Source organism: Agromyces bracchium (assembly GCF_009709675.1).
Taxonomy (GTDB): Bacteria; Actinomycetota; Actinomycetes; order Actinomycetales; family Microbacteriaceae; genus Agromyces; species Agromyces bracchium.
This window is the reverse complement of the sequence record NZ_WMLB01000023.1, coordinates 1-21,620: the sequence shown is the minus strand read 5'-3', so window position 1 is coordinate 21,620 and position 21,620 is coordinate 1. Positions and strand designations below refer to the sequence as shown.

Below are 21,620 nucleotides of genomic sequence, written 5' to 3'. Positions count from 1 at the left end.
GTCGCTAACATGAATCCCGGTTAGCGAGCGTTCACCGAACCGCTCGCACGCACGCCACGACGGAGAGGCGGAACGGGAGCGGATGCACACCATCACGAGCGCGGTCGACGCGGCGTCCGACGCCGCACGCGCGAACGCCGACGCCCACGCCGCCCTGGCCGACGAACTGCGCGAGAAGTTGCGCGTCGCCGCGCTCGGCGGGCCCGAGGCATCCCGCGACCGCCACGTCGCGCGCGGCAAGCTGCTGCCGCGCGACCGGGTCGAGCGACTCCTCGACGAGGGCAGCCCGTTCCTCGAACTCGCCCCGCTCGCCGCGGGCGACCTCTACGACGACGACACGCCCGCGGCGGGTGTCATCGCCGGGGTCGGGCTCGTGCACGGCCGGCCCGTCATGGTCGTCTGCAATGACGCGACCGTCAAGGGCGGCACGTACTACCCGATGACGGTGAAGAAGCACCTCCGAGCGCAGGAGGTCGCCCTCGAGAACCGCCTTCCGTGCGTGTACCTCGTCGACTCGGGCGGCGCGTTCCTGCCGAAGCAGGACGAGGTGTTCCCCGACCGCGACCACTTCGGTCGCATCTTCTACAACCAGGCGAACCTCTCGGCACGGCGCATCCCGCAGATCGCCGCGGTCATGGGCTCCTGCACCGCGGGCGGCGCCTACGTCCCGGCCATGAGCGACGAGACCGTGATCGTGCGCGACCAGGGCACGATCTTCCTCGGCGGCCCGCCCCTCGTGAAGGCCGCGATCGGCGAGGTCGTGACCCCGGAAGAGCTCGGCGGCGGCGAGTTGCACGCCCGCACGTCGGGCGTCACCGACCACCTCGCGGAGGACGACGAGCACGCGCTCGAGCTCGTCCGCGACATCCTGACCACCCTGCCGCGGCTGCCCGGGCGGGCCTGGGCGGTGCGCGAGCCGCGCGAGCCCGCGGTCGATCCGGCGACCCTCACCGCGGCGGTGCCGGTCGACGTGCAGCAGCCGTACGACGTGCGCGAGGTCATCGCGAGGCTCGTCGACGGCAGCGAGTTCCACGAGTTCAAGAAGGAGTACGGCGACACGCTCGTCACGGGCTTCGCCTGGATCGACGGCCACCCCGTCGGCATCGTCGCGAACAACGGCGTGCTCTTCAGCGAGTCGGCCATGAAGGGCGCCCACTTCATCGAGCTCTGCGACCAGCGCGGCATCCCGCTCGTGTTCCTCCAGAACATCTCGGGCTTCATGGTCGGGCGCGACGCCGAGGCCGGGGGCATCGCCAAGCACGGCGCGAAGATGGTCACCGCGGTCGCGACGACCCGGGTACCGAAGTTCACGGTCGTCATCGGCGGATCGTTCGGCGCGGGCAACTACTCGATGTGCGGCCGCGCCTACTCGCCGCGGTTCCTGTGGATGTGGCCGAACGCGCGTATCTCCGTCATGGGCGGCGAGCAGGCGGCATCCGTGCTCTCGACCGTCAAGCGCGACCAGCTGGCCGTCCGCGGCGAGGAGTGGTCGGCCGAGGCCGAGGAGGCGTTCAAGTCGCCCGTGCGCGACCAGTACGAGGCCCAGGGCAGCCCCTACCACTCGACCTCGCGCCTGTGGGACGACGGGGTCATCGCCCCCGGCGACACCCGCACGGTGCTCGCCCTCGCCCTCGAGCTCGCGAGCCGCACCCCGCTGCCCGAGCCCCGCTTCGGCCTCTTCAGGATGTGATGGGAATGTTCGAACGTGTCCTCGTCGCCAACCGCGGCGAGATCGCCGTCCGGGTCATCCGGACCCTGAAGCGGCTCGGCATCCGCGCGATCGCCGTGTACTCCGACGCCGACGCCGGTGCGCCGCACGTCGCGCTCGCCGACGAGGCCGTGCGCATCGGCCCGGCCGCCGCCGCCGAGAGCTACCTCGACCCCGCCCGCATCGTGCGCGCCGCGCTCGAGACCGGCGCGCAGGCGATCCACCCGGGCTACGGGTTCCTGTCGGAGAACGCGGCCTTCGGTCGCGCCTGCGGCGAGGCCGGCATCGTGTTCGTCGGCCCCGGCGAGCTCGCGCTCGAGGTCATGGGCGACAAGATCCGCGCGAAGCGGCACGTCGAGGCATCCGGCGTGCCCGTCGTGCCCGGCGTCAGCGAGCCCGATGCGACCGACGACGAACTGCTCGACGCGGCACCCCTCGTCGGCTTCCCGATCCTCGTGAAGCCGTCGGCCGGCGGCGGCGGCAAGGGCATGCAGGTCGCCCGCGACCAGTCCGAGCTCGAGCACGCGCTGCCCGCGGCACGTCGGGTCGCCCGCGCCGCGTTCGGCGACGACACGCTCCTGCTCGAGCGCTTCGTCGAGCGGCCGCGCCACATCGAGGTGCAGGTGCTCGCCGACGCGCACGGCAACGTCATCCACCTGGGCGAACGCGAGTGCTCGCTGCAGCGCCGGCACCAGAAGGTCGTCGAGGAGGCGCCCTCGCCGCTCCTCGACGCCGCGACCCGCGAGCGCATCGGCGCGGCGGCCTGCGACGCGGCCCGCAGCGTCGAGTACCTCGGTGCCGGCACCGTCGAGTTCCTGGTGTCGGATGCCGCGCCCGACGAGTTCTTCTTCATCGAGATGAACACCCGGCTCCAGGTCGAGCACCCCGTCACCGAGCTCGTCACGGGCATCGACCTCGTCGAGCAGCAGCTGCGCATCGCGGCGGGCGAGCCGCTCGCGATCGCGCAGGACGACGTGCGTATGGCCGGACACGCCATCGAGGCGCGCGTCTACGCCGAGAGCCCCGAGCGTGGGTTCCTGCCGTCGACGGGCGACGTGCTCGCATGGCGACCCGCGACGGGGGAGGGCGTGCGCGTCGACGCCGGCGTCCGCACCGGCCAGCAGGTCACGGCGGACTACGACCCGATGATCGCGAAGGTCATCGCGCACGGCGCCGACCGCACCGAAGCGCTCGACCGGCTCGACGCCGCGCTCGCCGACACGGTGCTGCTCGGCGTCGAGACGAACATCGCCTTCCTGCGCACGCTTCTGGCCCACCCCGACGTGCGTGCCGGTCACCTCGACACCGGGCTCATCGACCGGTTGCCCGAGGCCGGTTCGGCGGGCTCGGTCGGTGCGGCGGGCTCGGTCGGTGAGGCCGGCGCGGCGGCGGATGTCCCGGCCGACGCCGACCCGAGCGCGGCGGTCTCCTCGACCGACCCGCTCGAGGTGGTCGCCCGCGCCGCGCGCGAACGCGACGCCCTCGCCGCGGCTCACGGCGACCGCGCCTGGCGGAGCGCCCGTGGCTGGCGCATCGGGGCGGGCGACGTCGCCGCGGCATCTGCCGGGACCGCCGACCTCGACCACGCGAACGTCGCGACCGCCGCCGACGGCACCGTGTGGGTGCACCTCGACGGCCGCACCGCCGCCTTCGCGCGCCCCGACCGCCGCGCCGCGCTCGACGCGCGCCTCGCGCAGCTCGAGCGCGGCGGCAGCGCCGACCCCGACCTCCGCGCGCCCATGCCGGGCAGCGTCACGACGCTGCTCGTCGCCGACGGCGACCGCGTCGAGGTCGGGCAGGCCGTGCTCGCGATCGAGGCCATGAAGATGGAGCACCGCGTGACCGCGACCGTCGCCGGTGTCGCGCGCCTCCGGGTCGCCGTCGGCGAGCAGGTGTCGCGCGACCAGGTCGTCGCGCTCATCGACCACGTCACGGAGGCCGACGCGGCGAGCCCCGCGGCATCCGGAACCCAACCTGTCGACGGCCCGCACGAGGGCGCCGTCGTGAACGCATCCCACCAGGAATGAGGAGCACCATGCACGACCTGACCGACGAGGAACAGCAGCTCTACGACATGGTCTGCGAGTTCGCCGACACCGTCGTCGCCCCGCAGGCCTACGAGGCCGACCGCACGCACGAGCTCTCGATGGACGTCGTGGCCCAGATGGGCGAGCTCGGGCTCTTCGGCCTGCCCTTCCCCGAGGAGGTCGGCGGCCAGGGCGGCGACTACATGGCGCTGTGCCTCGCGATCGAGGCGCTCGCGCGCGTCGACCAGTCGATCGCGATCACCCTCGAGGCCGGTGTCGGCCTCGGCGCCATGCCGATCTACCGTCACGGCACCGACGAGCAGAAGGCGGAGTTCCTGCCCGACCTCGTCGCGGGGCGAGCGCTCGGCGGCTTCGGCCTCACCGAGCCCGAGGCCGGCTCCGACGCCGGCGCCACCCGCACGACGGCCGTGCTCGACGGCGACGAGTGGGTCGTCAACGGCTCCAAGCAGTTCATCACCAACTCGGGCACGCCGATCACCCGGTTCGTCACCGTCACCGCGGTGACGGGGGAGCGCACGCGCCCCGACGGCACCGTCTCGAAGGAGCTGTCCACGATCATCGTGCCGAACGGCACCCCCGGGTTCACCGTGGGGCCGGGCTACGACAAGTCCGGATGGCGCGCCTCCGACACGCACCCGCTGACCTTCGACGACGTCCGGGTGCCGGCCGGCAACCTGCTCGGCGAGCGCGGCCGCGGCTTCGCCAACTTCCTCCGCGCGCTCGACGAGGGCCGCATCGCGATCGCCGCCCTCGCGACGGGTGCGGCGCAGGGATGCCTCGACGAGGCCATGGCCTACGCGAAGACCCGCAACGTGTTCGGCGTGCCCATCGCGAGCCACCAGTACATCGCGTTCACCATCGCCGGCATGCAGGCCCGCGTGCACACCGCGCGGCTCGCCTGGCACGACGCGGCGCGCCGGGCCGACGCGGGGCTCCCGTTCAAGAAGGAGGCCGCGATCGCGAAGCTCGTCTCGAGCGACGCCGCCATGCTGAACGCCCGTGACGCGACCCAGATCTTCGGCGGAATGGGCTTCATGAACGAGACGACCGTGGCCAGGCACTACCGTGACTCGAAGATCCTCGAGATCGGCGAGGGCACGAACGAGGTGCAGCTCATGGTCATCGCGCGCGAGCTCGGGCTGGCGGCGTAGGGCGGTCCGGCCGTCGGGGAGGAGAGGGAGCGTCATGGCGGATGCCGAGATGCGCGAGGTCGTGCAGCGCGGGCTCTGGTTCGAGGAGTTCGAGGAGGGCGTGCGCTACCTGCATCGTCCCGGTCGAACGGTGACCGAGGCCGACAACGTCCTGTTCACGACGCTCACGATGAACCCGCAGCCGTTGCACCTCGACGCCGCGTGGTCGGCGCGCCAGCCGTTCGGCCGCATCCTCGTGAACTCGCTCTTCACGCTGTCGACCCTCGTCGGCCAGTCGGTGGGGCAGCTCACGCAGGGCACGCTCGTCGCGAACCTCGGGTTCGGGGCGGTCGCGTTCCCGAACCCGGTGTTCGTGGGCGACACCCTCTACGGCGAGAGCGTCGTGGAGTCGAAGCGGTTGTCCTCGTCCCGGCCCGGCGAGGGCATCGTGGTGCTCGGCCACACGGCGCGCAACCAGGACGGTGCCGTGGTCGCCACGGCATCGCGCACGATGCTCGTCTGGACCCGCGAGGCGGGCGAACGGCACGCGATCGGGAACGGAGAGGCGAGCGGATGACGCATCCGGCGTTCCCCTTCGGCCCCGCCCTGCTGTTCTGCCCGGCCGACCGGCCCGACCGCTACGCCAAGGCGGCGGAGCGTGCCGACGCGGTGATCCTCGACCTCGAGGACGCGGTGGCGGAGGTCGCGAAGTCGGCGGCACGCGAGTCGCTCGTGGCGAACCCGATCGATCCCGCACGCGTCATCGTGCGGGTGAACCCGGCGTCCACACCGCACCTCGCCGACGACCTCGCCGCACTGCGGCGCACCGCCTACCGCACGCTCATGCTCGCCAAGTGCGAGGGCACGGCCGACCTCGTGGCCCTCGAGGACTTCGACGTGATCGCGCTGTGCGAGACCGCGCGGGGCGTGCTGGCCGCACCCGAGATCGCCTCGGTGCCCATCGTCTCGGCGCTCATGTGGGGCGCGGAGGACCTCGTCGCCTCGCTCGGCGGCGCCTCCAGCCGCCACGCCGACGGGCGGTACCGTGACGTCGCGCGGCACGCCAGGTCCCAGGTGCTGCTCGCGGCCGGTGCGCACGGCGTGGCGGCGATCGACGCGGTGCACCTCGACCTCGCCGACGCGGACGGCCTCCGCGCGGAGGCCGAGGATGCGACCGCGCTCGGCTTCGCCGCCACGGCGTGCGTGCATCCGGCCCAGGTGGAGGTCGTCAGGGCCGCCTACGCGCCGAGCGCGGAGCGTCTCGAGTGGGCGCAGGCGCTCATCGCGGAGGCCGCCGTGCGCGAGCGCGACGGCGTGTTCGCCTTCCGGGGCCAGATGGTCGACGCGCCGCTCCTGCACCAGGCCGAGGCGGTCGTGCGGCGCGCGAGTTCGCACGGTGGAGACGACGGAAGGAACGGCGCCCGATGAAGATCATCGTCCTCGTGAAGGAGGTCCCCGACACCTACGGGGAGCGGAAGCTCGACCTCGAGACCGGGCTCGCCGACCGCGCGGCGAGCGAGCCCGTGCTCGACGAGATCGGCGAGCGGGCGCTCGAGGTGGCGCTCGCCCACGCCGACGCGCACGCCGACACCGAGGTGGTCGTCATGTCGATGGCACCAGAGAGCGCGGCGACGACGATCCGGAAGGGCCTCGCGATGGGCGCCGGATCGGCCGTGCACATCGCCGACCCGGGCCTCGCGGCCGCCGACCTCGGCCTCACCGCGCGCACGCTCGCCGCGGCGATCCGACGCACCGGGTTCGACCTCGTCATCACGGGCAACCTCTCGACGGACGGCAGCGGTGGCGTGATCCCCGCCATGCTCGCGGAGCTGCTCGAGGTGCCGAACGCGACTGCCCTCACCTCCGTCGAGATCACCGACGGTTCGGTGTCCGGGACCCGCGACGTCGACGGCGGCACGATGCGCGTGAGCGCGCCCCTGCCCGCGGTGGTGTCGATCACCGAGGCGCTGCCCGACGCGCGGTTCCCGAACTTCAAGGGCATCATGGCCGCGAAGAAGAAGCCGTTCGAGACCGTGAGCGCCGCCGACCTGGGCATCGAGCCCGAGGATCTCTCGGCCGCCTGGTCGATCATGACCGCGATCGCCGAGAAGCCCCCGCGCACCGCGGGGACCAAGATCACGGACGAGGGCGACGGCGGCACGAGGATCGCGGAGTTCCTGATCGAGAACCGGCTGGTCTGAGAGGACGAACATGACCGACCACCCTGCAGCCCCCATCCTCGTCCTGCTCGAGGCCACGCCCGACGGCGAGCTCGCGACGAGCGCAGCGGGCCTCGTCGCGGCCGCGTCCGGGATCGGCGCGCCCGTGGCGCTCGTCGTCGCCGCTCCCGGCCGGGCGCAGTCGCTCGCCGAGCAGGCGGCCGCGCTCGGCGCCGAGCGGGTGCTCGCCGCCGAGACGACCTCGGCGCAGTCCGAGCTCACGGTTCCGCACGTCGACGCGCTCGCCGCGGCGGCGAAGCTCATCGCGCCCGAGGCGGTGCTCGTCTCGAACTCGATCGACGGCCGCGACATCGCGGGCCGGTTCGCCGCCCGCACGGGCGCTCCCATCGCGGTGGACGCGGTCGGCGTCTCGCGCGACGACGAGGGCGTGCTCGCCCACCACTCGGTCCACGGCGGCGCCTACAACGTCGTGTCCGCGGCGACCTTCGGACCGCTCGTCGTCACCGTGCGGCAGGGGGCCATCGACGCGCGCGCCGAGGCGCGTCCCGTCGCGACCGAGTCGCTCGAGGTTCCCGCTTCGGGCGCCGCATCGGCCACGATCGAGTCCGTCGAGCCCGTGACCGAGACCTCGAGCCGACCCGAGCTGCGCGGGGCGAAGCGGGTCGTCTCCGGCGGTCGCGGCCTCGGCTCGGCCGAGAAGTTCGCGCTCGTCGAGGAGCTCGCCGACGCCCTCGGCGCCGCGGTCGGCGCGTCGCGTGCGGCCGTCGACGCCGGCTACATCCAGGCGAACCACCAGGTCGGGCAGACCGGCGTGTCGGTCTCGCCGCAGCTGTACGTCGCCCTCGGCATCTCGGGCGCCATCCAGCACAAGGCGGGAATGCAGACGGCCAAGAACATCGTCGCCGTCAACAAGGACCCCGACGCGCCGATCTTCGAGGTCGCCGACTTCGGCGTGGTCGGCGACGTCTTCGCGGTTGTCCCGCAGTTGATCAGCGCCCTCGCCGAGCGGAAGCGGTGACCCGTGGCCGCTGCAGGCAACCTGCGCAGGGGGCTCCCTCGCCGCCGCGGCGGTGAGCCCTGGCCTCCCGCCGGCAGTGCGGCCGGCGTCGCCGTCGCCGAGTCGGTCGAGGCGCCGGCGGATGCGGCGGCGCCCGTGGCGACGATCGCCCCGGCACCGACTGCGTCTGCGCCGGCGGAACCGACCGCCGCCACCCCGGTGACCGCCGTCGGCGCACCGACGGCTGCAGCGCCGGCTCGTCGGCTCCGGAGCGGCCTTCCGCGCGTGCGCGGCGGTCGGCCGTGGCCGGAGCCCGAGGCGGCCGGCGTTGCGAACGTCGGGGCGACGGATGCCGCGGCCGCGCCGCCGCCCGCCGCCACCGTCGAGCCCGCTGCCGAACCGGTCACGGCGCCGGCACCCGCACCCGCGGCGCGATCCGCAGGGGCCTCCGCGCCATCGGCGGCGGCCGGAACCGGGCTTCGCCGAGGGCTTCCGAGGGTCGCCGGCGGGGATCCGTGGCCGCCGGTATCGGTCCCCGCGGTCGCACCCGTCGCCGAGTCCGCCGCGCCGGCTGCGGAGAGGGCGGTCTCCGCAGTTTCCGCCTCAGCCGCATCAGCGGCGGCGGCACCCGCACCGTCCGTGGAGGCCGATGAGGCGGTGCCCACTGCGGCCGTCCACGCCAGTCCGCCTCCTCCATCGCCAGCGGTGACGGCTGCCGCGGCATCCGTCGCCCCCGTGCCCGCGCGACCCGCCGAGCCCGCAGCGCCCGCCGAGCCCGCGGCTTCCGTCGCACCCGCCCCCGCACCGAGCGCCCCCGCGCAGTCGGGCCCGACGCGGTACGGCCCCTTCACCGTGCGGCAGTGGGTCGGGGCATCCGTCGTCGGCGTCCTCGCGATCATCGGTGCGGCGACCATCGTCGTCCAGCTCACGAGGTGGTTCATCGGGCTGGAGTCCATGCAGGACTTCATGGCGACCTACCCCGGCGAGACGCACCTGCCCGAGGGCGCGCCGGTCGGGCTCCCGGCCTGGCTCGGCTGGCAGCACTTCTTCAACGTCTTCCTCATCGTGCTGATCATCCGCTCGGGACTGCAGGTGCGCACCGAGCGGCGCCCACCGGCGTCCTGGACGCCGCGCTGGTCGAAGGGCGGGCAGGGGAGGATCAGCCTGACGCTGTGGTTCCACCAGTCGCTCGACATCCTGTGGTTCGTGAACGGCCTCGTCTTCGTGGTGCTCCTGTTCGCGACGGGCCAGTGGATGCGCGTCGTGCCGACCAGCTGGGAGGTCATCCCGAACGCGGTGTCGGCACTGCTGCAGTACCTGTCGCTCGACTGGCCGCTCGAGAACGGCTGGGTCAACTACAACAGCCTCCAGGTGCTCGCCTACTTCGCGACGATCTTCATCGCCGCGCCGCTCGCCGCGATCACCGGCGTCCGCATGTCGGGGCTGTGGCCGAAGAACGCCGCGACCCTCAACCGGATCTACCCGGTCGAGTGGGCCCGCGCCGTACACTTCCCGGTCATGCTGTACTTCGTCGGGTTCATCGTGGTGCACGTCGCGCTGGTGTTCCTGACCGGGGCGCTGCGCAACCTCAACCACATGTACGCCGCGCAGGACGCCGACGGCTGGCTGGGCTTCTGGATCTTCGTCGCCTCGCTGGTCGTCATCGCGGCGGCGTGGGTCGCCGCCCGCCCGACGGTGCTCGCGCCGATCGCGGGGGTGTTCGGCAAGGTCGGTCGATAGCCGTGCGCCGCGCGAGGTCGACGACGATGACGACGGGCGGATGCCGCGGCGCGGCGCCCCACGACGGGCGCGCGCCGTGGCATCCGCTCGTTCAGACCGCGATGTCGCGGCGACGGAACACGAACCAGCCGACCGCGAGCAGTGCGGCGATGACGGCGTAGTTCAGCCAGATCGTGCCGTTCCAGCCGTTCAGGATCGGCGAGTCGCCGTACGCCCAGCTGTACGGCGACCAGTCGTGCAGCCAGGCCAGGTCGTCGCTCTGGTTGCCGAGGGCGTTCAGCGCGTAGGCGAACACCGCGACACCCGAGCCGGCACTGACCGCCCAGGTCCGGCGTCCCGTGGCGGCGCCGACGCCGATCGCCGCCGTCGCGGCCAGCGACACCAGCCCGAGGAACGCGACGGCGGTCGCGACGAGGTTGCCGAACTCGATGCCGAGTTCGGCGGGCTCGTTCAGGATCATCACGACCGCCACGCTCACGATCGCCAACCACGCGAGCTTGACGAGCACCGCGGCCGTGCGCTCGGCGAGGATCTGGCCGCGGAGCACGCCGTGCGCGAGCGTCAGTTCGAGCTGGCCGTTCTCCTCGTCCTCCGCGATCGCTTCCGTGCCCCATCCCACGGCGGCGATCGTCAGGAGCACGAAGCCGATGAGGCCGTAGAACGTCGCCTGCGCGTAGCCCGGTCCCGAACCGATCTGGTCGTAGTTCAGCGACTTGACCAGCTCGGGTGGAAGCGTGTCGACGATCTGCTGCATCTGGCCGTTGCCGCCGAACGACGGGTACAGCGGCAGGTAGAGGAACAGCGCCACGAGGATGCCGATCGTCCAGCCGACGAGGCCGCGCCAGCCGTCGAGGATCGAACGGCGGAAGAGCGGGAGGGAGCGGTTCATCGCTTCGCCGCCTTCCGGTCGGTGTCGACGGGTTCCGCGGTCGACGAGAGGTCGGTGCCGTAGTAGGCGAGCACCATCTCCTCGAGGTCGGGTTCCTCCATCGTCAGGTCGACGACGTCGAGGCGGGCGACGGCCTTCACGAACGCGTCGACGTGCGCGTCGAGCGTCGCGGTGAGCGCGACCGTGCCCGGCCCGTTGGCGACGGACGCCGTGCCGGCGACGCCGGGGAGCGCGTCGAGCGTCGAACGCGCCGACGCGGCATCCGCCTCGGCGACCACGAGCTTGACGTGCCGCACGGCATTCTCGCGGAGGTCCGCGACGGTCGACCGCTCGACGATGCGCCCCTCCTTGAGGATGGCGATCTCGTGCGCGGTCTGCTGCACCTCGCTCAGCACGTGCGAGCTGAGGAACACGGTCTGCCCCTTCGCCTTCGCCTCGTGCAGCATGGCGTGGAACTCCTGTTGCACCAGCGGGTCGAGGCCGCTCGTCGGCTCGTCGAGCACGAGGAGCTCGGGTTCGTGCATGAACGCCTGGATGAGGCCGACCTTCTGCTTGTTGCCCTTGGACAGGCTGCGGACGGGCCGGCCGAGGTCGACGCCGAGCCGGTCGGCCAGGTCGTCGACCGCGCCCTTCCGGACGGGGCCGGAGATCTCCGCGTAGTGCGCGAGGAACTCGCGGCCCTTCACGCGCGTGCCGAGGTGCAGTTCGCCGGGCAGGTAGCCGATGCGTCGCCGCAGTTCGGCGCCGCCGTCGCGCGGCGTTCGCCCGAGCACGGAGAGCTCGCCGGCCGTGGGCCGGATGATGTCGAGGAGCAGCCGCATCGTGGTCGTCTTGCCTGCACCGTTCGGCCCGATCATCCCGAACACGCTGCCGCGAGGGATGTCGAGGTCGAGGCCGTGGAGGGCCGTGGTCGCGCCGTAGCGCTTGGTCAGGCCGCGCGTGCTGACGGCGGCCCCGGTGTCGGTGGTCATGTGGATCCTTTCGTGGTCGATGGGTGGGATGCCGCGGCGCGTCAGGCGCGCGCGGTATCCCCGACCGGTGGGTCCGGATCCTGGACGGGGTTGCCCGGTCCCTTGTCGGAGCGCACCCGGGGCACCGGGTCCTCACGGCGCGCTCCGGGCGCGTGGGCGCCGGACGCGGACTCGATCGCCGCGCGCGCCGCGTCGAGCAGCTGCGTGTCGGCGTAGAGCCCCTGCGTGTAGAACTCGAGGGTCGGCAGCGTCATCCGCCGCACGACGGCGGGGGAGTCGAGCGGGGCGCCGAGCACGCGCGCGAGCTGCCCGCGGAGGAGGAGGGGCGCGAGCCCGTAGGCGGTGATGAGCACGGCGCGCAGGTCGGGATCGCTCGAGTCGTTCATGCTGCCGTCGGCGACGCCGCGCTCGAGCATGGCGCTGGTCTCGGCGAGCAGCAGGTCGAAGAGGCGGTCGGCGCCCGGGGACTCGTCGGAGAGCATCGCCGCGAAGTAGGCGATCGAGGTGCGGAACCGGGCCGGGTCGTCGAGCCATTCGCGGATCGTCGCGGCGACGGAGGTGTCGCCCAGCCGGTCCTTCTCGCCCATGAGCTCGTGCACGAGCCAGTCGTCGCAGGCGCGGCGCAGGCCCTCCTTCGAGCCGAAGTGGTGGATCACGAGCGCCGCGCTCACGCCGGCGTCGGCGGCGACCTCGCGCAGGCTCGTGCCGGCGTATCCGTGCGCGCCGAAGCGGGCGATCGCGGCGTCGCGGATGCGGGCGGCGGTCGTGGCATCCTCGGGACGCACTGAACGCATGTTCAGCATACTAAACACTTGTTCAATGCGCCGCAAGGCCTCCGAGGCGACCGACGATCGATCGGCCGTCGACTCCTCGTCACCCGCCGTTCACCAACGGTTTCGTAACGCTTCGTTGTCATGTTCAACCACCCGGTTCATTCCTGACATACGCTCGTCTCCAATCCTGGGGAGGAGGATCGCGTGGCACGACGACACGCACTGCAAGGAGGCAGGCGCGCAGGAGGCCCGTCGATCGCCATCGGCGAGCACGACGAGTCGGTTCCGGAGCGCGCCGCCGCGGTCGGACGCGAGCACGACGGGCGGATGACGGGGGCCATCGCACCACCGACGGAGCAGGTCGAGACGAACGCCGATTCCGGGCCGATCACCGTGCCCCGGCGCGTGCACATCGGCGAGACCGGGTTCGAGGTGCATCCGCTCGCGCTCGGGGCGAGCACGTTCGGCTGGACCCTCGACGCGGAGGCGAGCGGCGACATCCTCGACCGATTCGTCGCTCTCGGCGGCAGCCTCATCGACACCGCCGACAGCTACGCCGCCGGTCGGAGCGAGACGATCATCGGCGGGTGGCTGGCGTCGCGCGCGACGCGCGACCGGGTGCGGATCGTGACGAGGGTCGGTCGCCACCCCGATCACTCGGGACTCGCTCCCGCCTCGATCACCCGCGCCGTCGACGCGTCGCTGGAACGACTCGGCACCGACCGGATCGACCTGCTCTGCTTCCACGGCGACGACCCCGAGGTCCCCCTCGAGGAGAGCCTCGGCGCCATCGACGCGCTCATCGCCGCCGGAAAGGTGCTCGCAGTGGGCGCCTCCGACCTCTCGCCGGAGCGCCTCATCGAGGCGCGGGTGCTCGCCGCGAACGGCCTGCCCAGGTTCCAGGTCCTGACCACCAGGTACAACCTCATGGAGCGCCGGGCGTTCGAGGGGGCCACGGAGCTCGTCGCGCACGCGCAGGGCCTGCCGGTGCTGCCCGACTTCGCGCTCGCCGACGGATTCCTCGGCGGCGCGATCCGACGTCGGGCCGACGTCCGGCGCGACGCGCGCGGGGAGCGCCAGGCGCGCCACCTCGGTCGGCGGGGACTGCGGATCCTCCGCGCGCTCGACGAGGTCGCGGCCGCGCACGGGACGGTTCCCGCTGCCGTCGCGATCGCGTGGCTGCTCGCGCGACCCACGGTCGTCGCCCCCGTCACCGGGGTGAGCCGGCCCGAGCAGGTCGATGCGCTGCTCGGTGCGGCCTCGCTCGAGCTGCATCGGTCCGAGCTCGTCGAGCTCGACCGAGCCTCGGCGTAGGGCGCCGCGCGGGCGCGGACGGGCTCGCCGAGCGCGGGCGGTGGCATAGGCTGGGAGGCGTGAACGGCGCCGTCGAACTCCCGCTTGGTGAGCCCGAACTGGCCTTCCGCGCCGCAGGCGACACGCACGTTCGTCGATCCGTGCTCCCGTCCGGCATCCGCGTCCTCAGCGAGCAGGTGCCCGGAAGCCGGAGCGCGACGATCGGGTTCTGGGTCGCCGTCGGCTCGCGAGACGAGCATCCGGCGGAGAGCGGCAACCCCGCGACCTTCGGGTCCACGCACTTCCTCGAGCACCTGCTGTTCAAGGGCACCGAGACCCGGAGCGCGCTCGACATCGCGGTCTCCTTCGACGCCGTCGGCGGCGAGCACAACGCCGTCACGGCGAAGGAGTACACCTGTTACTACGCCAAGGTGCAGGACCGCGACCTGCCCATGGCGATCGAGGTGCTCGCCGACATGTTCACCTCGTCCGTCCTCGATCCCGACGACTTCGAGAGCGAGCGCCGGGTCATCCTGGAGGAGCTCGCGATGGCGGGTGACGACCCGGCGGACGTCGCGAACGAGCGCTTCTTCGAGGCCGTGCTCGGCACCCACCCCCTCGCCCGCCCGATCGGCGGCGACCCCGAGACGATCGGCGTCGCGACCCGCGACGCGGTCCTCGAGCACTACCGCGCGAGCTACCGCCCGCGCGACCTCGTGGTCACGGCCGCCGGTGCCGTCGACCACGACGCCCTCGTGGCCGGCCTGTCCGCCGCACTCGAGACGGCCGGTTGGGAGCTCTCGGAGACGGCGGCACCGGTCGATCGGCGTCCCGCCGAGCTCGCCCTCGTCGACGGCCGTTCAGCGCTCACGGTCGTGGAACGACCGGGCGAGCAGGTCAACCTCGTCCTCGGCGTGCCCGGCCTCGTCGCGACGGACGAGCGCCGTGCGGTGCTGAGCGTGCTCAACACCGTCTTCGGCGGCGGCATGTCGTCGCGCCTGTTCCAGCAGGTGCGGGAACGGCGAGGGCTCGCCTACGCCGTGTACTCGTTCGCACCGGGGTACTCGGACGCGGGGGTGTTCGGCATGTACGCCGGATGCGCGCCGAAGAACGCCGCGACCGTCGCCGCGCTCATGCGCACCGAGCTCGAGCGGCTCGCCCACCACGGCGTGACCGATGACGAGCTCAGCCGCGCGATCGGCTACCTCGGCGGCGCCTCGGCGCTCGCGCTCGAGGACTCCGACACGCGGATGTCGCGACTCGGCCGCGCCGAGCTCGCGCTGGGGGAATTCGCCGACCTCGACGAGGCGCTGCGCCGCGTCGGACGCGTCACCGCCGACGACGTCCGGGCGCTCGCCGGGGAGCTGGCCGACCGGCCGTTCTCACTCGTCGCGGTCGGCCCCGTCGACGAGCACGCGTTCCGCTCGATCGTCGACCAGCCCGACACCCGACCCGACGTCGCCTAGCGGCGTCCGACCACAGGACCCGACGTGCCCCACCACCTCTACCTCGTCCGCCACGGCGAGCAGCTCGACGCCGAGCACGGCCTTCCCGACGGCCCGCTGTCCCCACGCGGACGGCGCCAGGCCGAACTGCTCGCCGAACGCGTCGGCGGCATCCCCTTCGATGCGGCCTACCACTCGCCCCTCCAGCGGGCGACCGAGACGGCCGACATCATCGCCTCGAAGCTGCCGTCGCTGCAGCCCGAACCCTCGCCGCTGCTGTTCGACTGCGTGCCGTCCGGTCCGGCGCCCGAGACGCCGGCCGCCTACGCACCGTTCTTCGGTTCGTTCACCGAGCTCGACTTCGAGGCCGGGCGCGCGCAGATGGCCGATGCGAACGCCGAGTTCCTCCGCTCGCACCGCGAGGACCGCCACGACCTGCTCATCACGCACAACTTCGTGATCGGCTGGTTCGTGCGCGAGGTGCTCGGCGCACCCGAGTGGCGCTGGGCGACGATCAACCAGGCCAACTGCGGGCTCACCGTCCTCACGCAGCGTGCGCCCGGCCGGCCGTGGAACCTCGTGGTGCACAACGACCTCGCGCACCTGCCGCCCGAGATGCGGACCGGCCTGCCCGAGCCGTTCGCGCTCTGAGCGCGCCCGAGCCGATCCGCGCGTCGAACCCGTCTCAGCCGGCGCGCGCGACGCGCTTGCCGTACCAGTTCGTCGCGTTGGGGTTCTCGTTGTACGGCTCGATGGCGACGTACCCGCTCGCGGCGTAGAGGCCGCCGGCTGCAGCGAGGCTCGCGTTCGTGTCGAGCACGAGCTCCTCGGCGCCGAACGCGACCGCGCGACGCTCGAGCTCCTGCAGGAGGGCACGGCCGCCGCCGCGACCGCGGGCCGCGGGCGCGAGCCACAGGTGCTTCACCTCGTAGCGGACGAGACCGTCCTCCGACGACCGGATGCGGCGCACCCCGCCGCATCCGACCGCTCCGCCGGTCTCGTCCTCGACGATGACGAAGACGCCCGCAGGAGGAGTGAACTGCGCGGCATCCGGCCAGGTCGGACGGTACTCGCCCTGCTCGGGCGGGAAGCCCGCGGCGCGCTCGGCGAAGTAGTCGCCGATCAGCCGGTTCGCGTCGGGGTCGGTCACGGCGGCGTCGCGGAAGCGGAGCATGCGCCAAGCCTAGGGCGCGCGTGCGCGGCATCCGTCGCCCGGCCGTCGCCGGGAGGCACCCGCCCGGCCCGGCCGCACCCGCTTGCTAGGGTGAACGTCGTGACGATCACGGTGGCGGTCGCTGGCGCGACGGGGAAGATGGGGCGCCTCGCGACCCGGTTGATCGACGAGGCCGACGACCTCGCCCTGCACGCGGGGCTCGACTCGACCTCCAGCCTCGACGAGCTCGCCGGGGCCGATGTCGTGCTCGACGTCACGCACCCCGCGGCCAGCGCGGCGATCGTCGAGGCCGCGATCGAGGCGGGCGCCGCGGTCGTCGTCGGCACCTCCGGCTGGTCGCGAGAGCGCATCGCCGAGGTCGAGACGCGCCTCCGCGAGGCCGATGCCACCGCCGGCGTGATCTTCGTCCCGAACTTCTCGATCGGCAGCGTCCTCGGCTCGGCGTTCGCCGCCTTCGCCGCACGTCACTTCGACTCGATCGAGATCGTCGAGGCGCATCACGCGGGCAAGGTCGACTCACCGTCGGGCACCGCCGTCCGCACCGCGGAGCTCATCGCCGCCTCGCGCGGCGAACTCGGGCCGGTGTCGGCGCCGCACGCCGACCAGCGCGCCCGGGGCCAGCTCGTCTCGGGCGTCCCGATCCACAGCCTCCGCATGGACGGCATCCTCGCCGACCAGCGCGTCGTGCTCGGCGGGCCGGGGGAGAGCCTGCAGATCACGCACTCCACGATCGCTCCGACGGCGTACGAGGCCGGCATCCTGCTCGCGCTGCGCCGGGCCGCCACGGCCGAGGGCGTCACCGTCGGACTCGACGCCCTGCTCGGGCTCGAACTGCCCGACGGCCGATGAGCGGCGCCAAGCTCGGCGCCGTCGTCATGGCGGTGCTGCTCGTCCTCTACGTCGCGCTGGTCGGATGGCGCGCGGTGCAGTTCGTGCTCACCGGCGAACCCGTCGCGATCGCCATGGGCGTCGCGCTCATCGTGCTGCCGATCGTCGCGGTCTGGGCGATCTGGCGCGAGCTCGCCTTCGGGGTCCGCTCCCAGCGACTCGTCGAGCGACTCGATTCCGAGGGCGCGCTCGACCTGGGCATCCCCGTGCGCCCGAGCGGTCGCCCCGAGCGCGGCGAGGCGGATGCCGCGTTCCCCGAGTTCCGCGCCGCCGTCGAGGCCGAGCCCGACTCGTGGCGCGCCTGGCTCCGACTCGGGCTCGCGTACGACGCGGCGGGGGACCGGCGGCGCGCGCGCCGGGCGGTGCGCCGGGCTATCGAACTGGAGCGGGCTCGGGACTGAGCATCGCGTCGATGGCCGACTCGATGCTCGGGTGCCGGAACCGGTAGCCGTCGTCGATGAGGCGCTGCGGTCGCACCTTCTGGCTCGAGAGCAGCAGGTCGTCGGCGGCCTTGCCGAGCGCGGCCTCGAGCAGCTTCTCGGGCACCGGGATCACGTACGGGCGGTGCATCCGCTCCGCGAGGGCCGCCATCACGCGATCGGCGGTCGCGGGCGTCGGCCCGACGAGGTTCACCGCGCCCGAGAGATGCGAGTCGAGCAGGTGCACGATCGCGGCGACCTCGTCATCGAGCGCGATCCACGGCCAGTGCTGGCCGCCGGTGCCGAGGCGACCGGAGACGCCGAGGGTCGTGAGCGCCCGGATCCGCTGCATCGCGCCGCCGCGGCCGACGACGATGCCCGTGCGGAAGACCACGGTCCGCGTCTCCGAGGGGGCGAGCTGCGCGGCGGCCTCCCAACGGGCGACGACCTCGGCGAGGAACCCGGTGCCTGCGGCGGAGTGCTCGGTGAGGAGCTCGCCCGGCCGATCGCCGTAGTACCCGACCGCCGACGCGCTGAGGAAGGTGGCCGGCGGGGTTCGCGCCTTGCGCATCGCGTCGGCGAGGGTCCGCGTCGCGGCGATGCGGGATTCCAGGATCTCGTCGCGGTATCGCCGGGTCCACGGAAGCCGGGCGAGCGAGGCGCCCGAGAGGTTCAGGACGGCGTCGACCCGGTCCATGACCGTGAAGTCGATGATGCCCGACGACGGGGACCAGCTCACCTCGTCGGCCGACTGGGCGCGCCGGCGGACGAGCCGCACCACCTCGTGGCCGTCGGCCACGAGCCGGTCGCGCACGGCCGTGCCGATGAAACCTGAAGCGCCGGCGACGAGGATGCGCACCGCTACGCGAGCTCCGCCTCGATCGTGATCGGGATGCCCCCGAGTGCCACCGAGATCGGGCAGTTCGCCTTCGCCTCATCGGCGAACGCCTCGAACTCCGCCTCGGTGACCCCCGGCACGCGCGCGCTCACGAGCAGGTGGCTCCCGGTCACGCCCTCACCGGGCTGGAACGTGACGGCGGCGGTGGTCTGGATGCTCTCGGGCGTGTGCCCCGCCTTGCCGAGGATGTTCGAGAGGGCCATCGAGAAGCACGCCGAGTGCGCTGCGCCGAGCAGCTCCTCGGGGTTGGTCACCCCCGCCTCGCCTTCGGCGCGGGCCTTCCAGTCGATCGCGAACTCGGCCAGCTTCGACGAGTCCAGCCGAGTGGTGCCGGAACCCTCCAGGAGGCTTCCCGTCCAGACCGTGGTCGCTTCGCTCGTCAGTGCCAATGGGTCCTCCTCCTCGAGCCGGGCTCCCAGCCTACCGAGCGGATGCCGCGTGCGGCAGTCGCGGCCGCGGGCGCGTCACCCGGAACTGCTCACGCGGTCCGGATGACCCGGGCGCGGACGAGCAGCAGGTACAACTGGCATCCGAGGCAGTAGCCGAACGCGGCGTTGAGGAACGCGGCGAAGAACGCCGCAGCGGCGGCGATCGGCACTGCGACGCCGATGCCCACGAGGCCGAGCACGACGCCGATCCCGGTCACGACGAGGCCGACCAGCTGGGCGAACGTCGGTGGGCGCGGATCCTCGAGCTCGGCGGGCGGCGCAAGTCGCGGGCGGACGAGGGCGCGGCACAGCAGCCCGAACGGGTGTCGCGCGACCCCGGCGATCGCGCCCCAGGCGAAGAGGGCCGCGAGGAGCGCGAGGAGCACGAGCGCCGCCACGCCGAGCCCGCCGACCGCGAGCACGACCACGGCGAGCAGCAGCACGGAGGTGATCGCCGCCGAGAAGCGTGGCCCGCGCGGGTCGATGCCGGCGCGCTGCGTCGGGGCGGCGCCGGACTCAGGCGTGATGGCGGACACGGGGCCTCCCGGTGGTGGTGTCGAGTTCGGCGCGGAGGTCGTCGAGGCGGGGCACGCCGGCCGCCCGGGCGGTCGCGCGACCGTCGGCGCCGAGGACGAGGACGGTCGGCGTCTGCGTGACGTGGAACGCCTGGGCGAGGTCGCGTCGGTGCGTGAGGTCGACGTCGACGTGGCGGACGTCGTCGTACTCCGAGGCGAGTTCGGCGAGCGCTCGCGCGGTGCCGGGGCAGCGGCTGCAGAACTCGGTGGAGAACTGCACGATGGTCGCCCCGGTTCCGAGTGCGGCGGCGTCCAGCCCGAGCCGCGCGGCGTCGGTCGCGGGTACCGCCCCGCCGGGATGGATCGCCGAGGCCGCCGCCGCGGGGACGCCGACCCGCCGGTCGACACGCCGCACGCGCCCGTCGCGGGCCCGCCAGAGGAGGCCGACCACGAGCGCGACCGCGGGCAGCCCGAGGCCGACGACGAGGGCGGGCGCGAGGTCCATGTCCCGCAGGCTACGTCGGGCGTGCCGGTGCGGTCACGCCGTGTGACGTCGGGTGACGCGCTCCGGAGCCCTCCAGGCATCGGCCCCGCCTGTCATGCCGGCGCTGTCGCCGGGTCGGCGTAGCCTTGACGCCGTGGCCAGCGCGATCCCCACCCCGTACGAAGACCTCCTCCGCGACGTGCTCGAGCACGGCACCGCGAAGGCCGACCGCACCGGCACCGGAACGCGCAGCGTCTTCGGCCGGCAGATCCGGTTCGACCTCTCGCAGGGCTTCCCGCTCGTCACGACCAAGCGCGTGCACTTCAAGTCGATCGCCTACGAGCTGCTCTGGTTCCTCCGCGGCGAGTCGAACGTGCGCTGGCTGCAGGAGCACGGCGTCACCATCTGGGACGAATGGGCGGATGCCTCGGGCGAGCTCGGCCCCGTCTACGGCGTGCAGTGGCGCAGCTGGCCGACGCCGTCGGGGGAGCAGGTCGACCAGATCGCGCAGGTGATCGAGCAGATCCGCACGAACCCCGACTCGCGCCGGCTCATCGTGTCGGCGTGGAACCCGGCCGACATCCCCGACATGGCGCTCGCGCCGTGCCACGCGCTGTTCCAGTTCCATGTGGCCGACGGTCGGCTGTCGTGCCAGCTCTACCAGCGCAGCGCCGACCTCTTCCTCGGGGTGCCGTTCAACATCGCCTCGTACGCGCTGCTCACCCACATGATCGCGCAGCAGGCGGGCCTCGAGGTCGGCGACTTCGTGTGGACCGGCGGCGACTGCCACATCTACGACAACCACGTCGAGCAGGTGACCGAGCAGCTCACGCGCGAGCCGTTCGCCTACCCGACGCTCCGCATCGGTCGCCGCCCCGCATCGATCGACGACTACCGCTTCGAGGACTTCGAGGTCGTCGGGTACGAGCACCACCCTGCGATCCGCGCGGCCGTCGCCGTATGAGCGACGCGTTCGACGACGATGACGTCCCGCGGATCGGCCTCATCTGGGCGGAGGCGCGCGGGGGAGTGATCGGGGCCGCGGGCGGCATGCCGTGGCACGTCCCCGAAGACCTGGCGCACTTCAAGCGCACGACCCACGGTGCGCCCGTCGTCATGGGCCGGCGGACCTGGGACTCGTTGCCGCCGCGGTTCCGCCCGTTGCCGGGGCGGGCGAACATCGTCGTCACCCGGCAGGCCGACTGGCACGGCGACGGCGCGGTGCGCGCGGCCTCCGTCGACGAGGCGCTCGCGCTCGCGGCATCCGACGCCGACGATCGCATCTGGGTGATCGGCGGCGCCGAGCTCTTCGCCCGGACGATCGACCTCGCCGACCGCCTGGTCGTCACCGAACTCGACCTCGACGTCGACGGTGACACCTTCGCGCCCGATCGATCGGCATGGCACGTCGTCGCCGCCGATCCCGCCGACGGATGGCACGACTCGCGCTCCGGCATCCGCCACCGCTTCCTCACCCTCGCCCGCTGACCCGAGGTCCACTGTGCGCGACTCCTGAATCGAGGGGCGCCTGCGCGGCTGCGGTGTGGTCGTGCCGCTCGGGCCTACTGTGCGTCTTCCGATGCTCCTGAATCGAAGGGCGCCTGAGTTGGCTGCGGTGTGGTCGCGCTGCCCGCACGCCC

At 73.0% G+C, this 21,620-nt stretch carries 23 protein-coding genes; 15 read left to right on the top strand and 8 right to left on the bottom strand.

Translation table 11 applies throughout. From position 1 onward, the window contains the following. Positions 1-82: 82 nt before the first annotated feature. The 8 genes from GJ743_RS09620 (at position 83) to GJ743_RS19555 (ending at position 9,803) form a co-directional block, all read left to right on the top strand. A complete protein-coding gene (locus GJ743_RS09620) occupies positions 83-1,690 on the top strand; it encodes a carboxyl transferase domain-containing protein (RefSeq protein WP_155051729.1) in 1,608 nt (535 codons plus the stop codon). Continuing rightward, positions 1,690-3,735, top strand: coding sequence for an acetyl/propionyl/methylcrotonyl-CoA carboxylase subunit alpha (locus tag GJ743_RS09615; RefSeq protein WP_155051728.1), 2,046 nt, complete (start codon positions 1,690-1,692; stop codon positions 3,733-3,735). Before GJ743_RS09620 ends, GJ743_RS09615 begins: the two co-directional genes overlap by 1 nt. A gap of 8 nt (positions 3,736-3,743) precedes the next feature. Then, a complete protein-coding gene (locus GJ743_RS09610) occupies positions 3,744-4,907 on the top strand; it encodes an acyl-CoA dehydrogenase family protein (protein WP_155051727.1) in 1,164 nt (387 codons plus the stop codon). A gap of 34 nt (positions 4,908-4,941) precedes the next feature. Beyond that, a complete protein-coding gene (locus GJ743_RS09605) occupies positions 4,942-5,463 on the top strand; it encodes a MaoC family dehydratase (protein ID WP_230386696.1) in 522 nt (173 codons plus the stop codon). Then, the gene (locus GJ743_RS09600) at positions 5,460-6,314 is read left to right on the top strand and encodes an HpcH/HpaI aldolase/citrate lyase family protein (protein ID WP_155051726.1); all 855 of its coding nucleotides are present in this window, start codon (positions 5,460-5,462) and stop codon (positions 6,312-6,314) included. Before GJ743_RS09605 ends, GJ743_RS09600 begins: the two co-directional genes overlap by 4 nt. After that, entirely contained in the window at positions 6,311-7,087 is a 777-nt protein-coding gene (locus GJ743_RS09595) for an electron transfer flavoprotein subunit beta/FixA family protein (RefSeq protein ID WP_155051725.1), read from the top strand. The genes GJ743_RS09600 and GJ743_RS09595 overlap by 4 nt, the downstream gene beginning before the upstream one ends. 10 nt (positions 7,088-7,097) lie before the next feature. Beyond that, positions 7,098-8,084 carry an electron transfer flavoprotein subunit alpha/FixB family protein gene (locus GJ743_RS09590; protein WP_155051724.1) on the top strand — a complete coding sequence of 329 codons (987 nt, stop codon included), beginning with the start codon at positions 7,098-7,100 and terminating at the stop codon, positions 8,082-8,084. Between the two features lie 684 nt (positions 8,085-8,768). After that, a complete protein-coding gene (locus GJ743_RS19555; protein ID WP_328289020.1) occupies positions 8,769-9,803 on the top strand; it encodes a cytochrome b/b6 domain-containing protein in 1,035 nt (344 codons plus the stop codon). Positions 9,804-9,894: 91 nt separating this feature from the next. Here the strand turns inward: GJ743_RS19555 and GJ743_RS09580 are convergent, their stop codons facing one another. From GJ743_RS09580 to GJ743_RS09570, 3 genes are read right to left on the bottom strand one after another with little or no spacing between them, the layout of a single operon-like run. Continuing rightward, positions 9,895-10,692, bottom strand: coding sequence for an ABC transporter permease subunit (locus GJ743_RS09580; RefSeq protein WP_155051723.1), 798 nt, complete (start codon positions 10,690-10,692; stop codon positions 9,895-9,897). Beyond that, on the bottom strand, positions 10,689-11,663 hold the full coding sequence (locus GJ743_RS09575) for an ABC transporter ATP-binding protein (RefSeq protein WP_155051722.1): 975 nt from the start codon (positions 11,661-11,663) through the stop codon (positions 10,689-10,691). The genes GJ743_RS09580 and GJ743_RS09575 overlap by 4 nt, the downstream gene beginning before the upstream one ends. Positions 11,664-11,704: 41 nt before the next feature. Beyond that, positions 11,705-12,457 (bottom strand): TetR family transcriptional regulator, encoded by a 753-nt coding sequence (locus GJ743_RS09570; protein ID WP_196216969.1) that lies wholly within the window; start codon positions 12,455-12,457, stop codon positions 11,705-11,707. A 183-nt stretch (positions 12,458-12,640) separates the two neighbouring features. On the opposite strand from GJ743_RS09570, the gene GJ743_RS09565 reads away from it, so the two are divergent. The 3 genes from GJ743_RS09565 to GJ743_RS09555 are packed head-to-tail and all read left to right on the top strand — an operon-like array spanning position 12,641 to position 15,825. Further along, on the top strand, positions 12,641-13,750 hold the full coding sequence (locus GJ743_RS09565) for an aldo/keto reductase (RefSeq protein WP_328289019.1): 1,110 nt from the start codon (positions 12,641-12,643) through the stop codon (positions 13,748-13,750). Between the two features lie 59 nt (positions 13,751-13,809). After that, positions 13,810-15,195, top strand: a complete 1,386-nt coding sequence (locus GJ743_RS09560; protein WP_328289018.1) for a M16 family metallopeptidase — start codon at positions 13,810-13,812, stop codon at positions 15,193-15,195. A gap of 24 nt (positions 15,196-15,219) precedes the next feature. After that, on the top strand, positions 15,220-15,825 hold the full coding sequence (locus GJ743_RS09555) for a histidine phosphatase family protein (protein WP_328289017.1): 606 nt from the start codon (positions 15,220-15,222) through the stop codon (positions 15,823-15,825). A 34-nt stretch (positions 15,826-15,859) separates the two neighbouring features. On the opposite strand, the gene GJ743_RS09550 is transcribed toward GJ743_RS09555, so the two are convergent. Continuing rightward, positions 15,860-16,348, bottom strand: coding sequence for a GNAT family N-acetyltransferase (locus GJ743_RS09550; RefSeq protein ID WP_155051720.1), 489 nt, complete (start codon positions 16,346-16,348; stop codon positions 15,860-15,862). 99 nt (positions 16,349-16,447) lie between these two features. Here GJ743_RS09550 and dapB point away from each other — a divergent pair, with 99 nt between their 5' ends. Both dapB and GJ743_RS09540 read left to right on the top strand, forming a co-directional pair. Then, entirely contained in the window at positions 16,448-17,197 is a 750-nt protein-coding gene (gene dapB, locus GJ743_RS09545) for a 4-hydroxy-tetrahydrodipicolinate reductase (protein ID WP_328289016.1), read from the top strand. Next, a complete protein-coding gene (locus GJ743_RS09540; protein ID WP_155051719.1) occupies positions 17,194-17,637 on the top strand; it encodes a tetratricopeptide repeat protein in 444 nt (147 codons plus the stop codon). The genes dapB and GJ743_RS09540 overlap by 4 nt, the downstream gene beginning before the upstream one ends. Here GJ743_RS09540 and GJ743_RS09535 read toward each other — a convergent pair. The 4 genes from GJ743_RS09535 to GJ743_RS09520 form a co-directional block, all read right to left on the bottom strand. Beyond that, positions 17,609-18,514: a TIGR01777 family oxidoreductase gene (locus GJ743_RS09535; protein WP_328289015.1), complete on the bottom strand. Its 906-nt coding sequence runs from the start codon at positions 18,512-18,514 to the stop codon at positions 17,609-17,611. The genes GJ743_RS09540 and GJ743_RS09535 overlap by 29 nt on opposite strands. A 2-nt stretch (positions 18,515-18,516) precedes the next feature. Next, positions 18,517-18,942: an OsmC family peroxiredoxin gene (locus tag GJ743_RS09530; RefSeq protein ID WP_155051717.1), complete on the bottom strand. Its 426-nt coding sequence runs from the start codon at positions 18,940-18,942 to the stop codon at positions 18,517-18,519. 89 nt (positions 18,943-19,031) lie between these two features. After that, positions 19,032-19,508, bottom strand: a complete 477-nt coding sequence (locus GJ743_RS09525) for a DUF4395 domain-containing protein (protein ID WP_376861929.1) — start codon at positions 19,506-19,508, stop codon at positions 19,032-19,034. Next, positions 19,498-20,001: a thioredoxin family protein gene (locus GJ743_RS09520; RefSeq protein ID WP_155051716.1), complete on the bottom strand. Its 504-nt coding sequence runs from the start codon at positions 19,999-20,001 to the stop codon at positions 19,498-19,500. Before GJ743_RS09520 ends, GJ743_RS09525 begins: the two co-directional genes overlap by 11 nt. A 94-nt stretch (positions 20,002-20,095) precedes the next feature. Here GJ743_RS09520 and GJ743_RS09515 point away from each other — a divergent pair, with 94 nt between their 5' ends. Both GJ743_RS09515 and GJ743_RS09510 read left to right on the top strand, forming a co-directional pair. After that, entirely contained in the window at positions 20,096-20,944 is an 849-nt protein-coding gene (locus GJ743_RS09515; RefSeq protein WP_155051715.1) for a thymidylate synthase, read from the top strand. After that, on the top strand, positions 20,941-21,468 hold the full coding sequence (locus tag GJ743_RS09510) for a dihydrofolate reductase (RefSeq protein ID WP_155051714.1): 528 nt from the start codon (positions 20,941-20,943) through the stop codon (positions 21,466-21,468). The genes GJ743_RS09515 and GJ743_RS09510 overlap by 4 nt, the downstream gene beginning before the upstream one ends. Positions 21,469-21,620 lie beyond the last annotated feature (152 nt).